Origin of the sequence: Mycobacterium sp. (assembly GCF_032159765.1) — a bacterium.
Lineage (GTDB): Bacteria > Actinomycetota > Actinomycetes > Mycobacteriales > Mycobacteriaceae > Mycobacterium.
Genome location: NZ_JAVHWM010000193.1, coordinates 1 through 3206, shown reverse-complemented (window position 1 = coordinate 3206; position 3206 = coordinate 1). Strand labels below are relative to the sequence as shown.

Here is a 3206-nt window from a genome sequence, read left to right as displayed (position 1 = left end):
TGGACACCAGCCCGGTGCTTCGCGTCAGCCGGTTGTCGCCGGTGGCCGAGTCGGAATCGAACCGCTTGCCCTGCCACGGCATCCACAGCGCGGTCACTGCCCGCACGGCCATGTCCAGAGCTGGGTTGGTGGTCGTCATGACGAGCATGCCTTCGGTGGGCCCGTCCAGGTCTGTCGGCGGCGTGCCGAGCCGGAACAACTCGTTGAGTTCCTCGTCGGCGGCATCGCCGTCGCTCTTGGCGCGCTCGGATAGGTCGTCCACCCACGCCCATGCGGCTTCCGCGGCGCCTGCCGGCTCCGTGACCACCGATTTCCGCAGCCACTCCAGCCGGCCTTCGACTCCGGTGGCCTCTGTGTCTCGTTCGCTCGTCATCGCTATCTCCTGCCACCGGTCGGACCGGCCAGAGTGATCGTAGTGACGCAGATCACGCCAGGGAAGGACTTTGAGCGAACCTGGAGAGGCTTTCCTGCCGACGCCATGCAATTGCCGCGGCGGGCCAGGACGGCCGGTTGACTGCCCTTAGGCCCGCTAGGTCGTTTGCTGACGAAACGAGTTTCGCAAACTGTTCAGTGCGCGAGCTTCGTGGCGAATTCGATGGAAAGCATTGTTGGGCAAGCGTGGTTCGACAGTTGCGGAGCGAGGCTGGCGCCTGGGCAGCCTCTGCCGCTGGCCCGCGAGCGATCGACGGCGCCGCATATTTTTGCGCTTCAGCAAGGTCTCGCTCGACGCGCTCACCGTCAGCTACGCGGGATCGTCGAGGCGGGCTACGGCTCGGATTTGAGTTTCCGCAACTCCGACGGCGTCGCGCTAGAGCTGTGCGCACCGTCGGCCACAGCGAGACGCAATAATTGCCACGCGACGTTATCGCTGTCCGCTCGCTGGGTAAAGTTCAGACATGCCGTTAGCCGGCGGAACTGAATTCGCAGGCTATTCGATCCTGCGGTTACTCGGCACCGGGGGTATGGGTGAGGTTTACCTCGCCCAGCATCCCCGATTGCCGCGCCAGGACGCGCTTAAAGTGCTGCGCGCGAACATCTCGGCCGAACCTGGATACCGCCAAAGGTTTAACCGCGAAGCCGAACTGGCGGCCAAGTTGTTTCATCAGCACATCGTCGGAATCCACGACTGTGGCGAATTCGATAGTCGGCTGTGGATCTCGATGGATTACATCTTCGGCACTGATGCCGGCCGGATGCTGCACCATCAGTATCCGCGGGGCATGCCGCTACCGATGGTCATCGACATCATCAAGGCCGTGGGGGGCGCCCTTGATTACGCACATGCGAGGGGACTGCTGCACCGGGACATCAAGCCAGCCAACATTCTTGTCGCACATCCCGACAATGGTGAGCGACGAATCCTGCTGAGCGACTTCGGCGTTGCACGAGACGTCGGGGATGCCAGTGACCTCACCGCCACCAACATCACCGTCGGGACAATTGCCTACTGCGCGCCTGAACAGCTGATGGGGTTGTCGCTTGACGGGCGCGCGGACCAATACGCGCTCGGCGCTACCGCGTATCACCTCCTCGGCGGCGTGCCGATGTTTTCCAACTCCAACCCTGCCGTCATCATCAACGCGCATCTCAACGCGCATCCGCCACCACTTGCCGCTCGGAATCCCGATCTTGCGTTGATCGATGCGGCGGTGTTCAAAGCTCTGGCCAAGAACCCTGGCGACCGGTTTGCCACCTGTTCCGAATTCGCCCGCGCGCTGGCGGATTCGGCGAACGGAACACCGACCGCTTTTTCGGTGTCCGCGCCCACCGCAATGACCGCGCCGCGACCTACCACTCCGGCGCGACACCCGCGCCAGGTTTTCGCGCTGGCCGGTGCGGCATTATTCCTGGCCATATGCGTCGGCACGTATTTCGGCCTGAGAGCGCTCACAACGCCCGAAACCAATCAGTCGTTCGTCCTCAACGGCTCCGTGCATCTGACCGGAAACAGCTTCACGACCACCGGCCTGTCGAATAGATATCACTGTGCGGGCACAAGCACCTATGCGGACGTCGGCCCCGATGCCCCGGTTATCGCCGCGAACGAGGCAGGAACCGTGCTGGCAAAGGGATCACTGAAAAGCAGTGACAAGCAACAGGATTCGTGCATTCTGCGCCTGGAGATCGACGACGTCCCGGCCGGGGCGAAATTCTACCGCGTACGTGTCGGACGACAGAGCGAGTCGACCTACACGGAGGCAGAAGCCCGAGCCGGGATCGACATCCCGCTGGGGAATGGTGAACTTCCGGCGCCTCCTACGGTCACCGCGACTCCGAGGTCAACCCCGACAACCACGCCGAGCCCCTCGATCACGACGCCACCAATCCCAGATCCGCAGTCGGCCGCGCTCGGGCAGCTACAGCAGATAGCGGCGTCCGACCGCCCGCTGGCGCTGAAGTGGCTCAGAGATCGCTGGGTCCCACAATTGAGTTCGAAGTACAACGGTCTGCGCGCTGAGGAGGTCGTGTGGGATTACGTCGCGATATTGAACGAACATCAGCAGCTCCGCGCACGTTGGGGCGAATCCCCCGGTGTCTTGCTGTTGTGGTCGCCTGACTGGTCCACATTCGACGCAAACCGTGGGTATTGGGTCACCATTGCCGGGCAATACTCGCCGGACTACCACGATGCCTTGGCATGGTGCGCGAGCCAGGGTCGCGATCGCGACCACTGCTACGCGAAGCTGATCAGCACGACTCACGGTCCGCAGGACAGCAGCGAATACAACTAAGCGCGCAGCCCTGATGCGGGGCCAGTTGTGGGCGCGGACGGTATCGAACCGCCGACCGCTGGTGTGTAAAACCAGAGCTCTACCACTGAGCTACGCGCCCGTGCGGGGAGAGGCTACCGGCTGGGCGCCCGTGGCGAGAAATCCCTATTTCCACTTCCATGAGCCGATGATCGCCTCGACGTCCTGTTTACCGGGATCAGCCATGCCAAAGTAAGTGAATAGATACTCGGCGTCGTGATGCCGGACGCACAGAATTGCGCCGACTCGTTCCCCGGTCCCAATGTCTTTGAGCTCCGGATTCCCTCGCGAGCCGGACTCACCGTCGACGGTAACGGACTGGATACTGCTTGGATCGAACGTGCCGCCCCACGCGTCCGCCGCGGCTGGGCCAACCTTTTCGATGGTGTCCTTGCATGTCGCGCCCCGCTCGTCCGGCGACGTCAACTCAGTGGAAAGTATCGCTTTGCCACCGTT

The 3206-nt window shown here is 62.8% G+C and carries 2 protein-coding genes, 1 tRNA gene and 1 pseudogene; 1 reads left to right on the top strand and 3 read right to left on the bottom strand.

Annotated elements, in window-relative coordinates; all coding sequences use genetic code 11:
* Positions 1-373 (bottom strand): annotated as a pseudogene (locus QOH60_RS24925) (hypothetical protein); the annotation flags it as partial.
* A gap of 523 nt (positions 374-896) precedes the next feature.
* Between QOH60_RS24925 and QOH60_RS24920 the strand changes: the two are divergent.
* The gene (locus QOH60_RS24920) at positions 897-2732 is read left to right on the top strand and encodes a serine/threonine-protein kinase (RefSeq protein WP_526424562.1); all 1836 of its coding nucleotides are present in this window, start codon (positions 897-899) and stop codon (positions 2730-2732) included.
* 28 nt (positions 2733-2760) lie between these two features.
* Here the strand turns inward: QOH60_RS24920 and QOH60_RS24915 are convergent.
* Both QOH60_RS24915 and QOH60_RS24910 read right to left on the bottom strand, forming a co-directional pair.
* Positions 2761-2832, bottom strand: a tRNA-Val gene (locus QOH60_RS24915).
* A 44-nt stretch (positions 2833-2876) separates the two neighbouring features.
* A partial coding sequence (locus QOH60_RS24910; RefSeq protein WP_526424561.1) for a hypothetical protein occupies positions 2877-3206 on the bottom strand: 330 nt, incomplete at its 5' end.

Coding starts and splice junctions, on each gene's coding strand:
- QOH60_RS24920 (WP_526424562.1), top strand. CDS start 897: ATGCCGTTAGCCGGCGGAACTGAATTCGCAGGCTATTCGATCCTGCGG.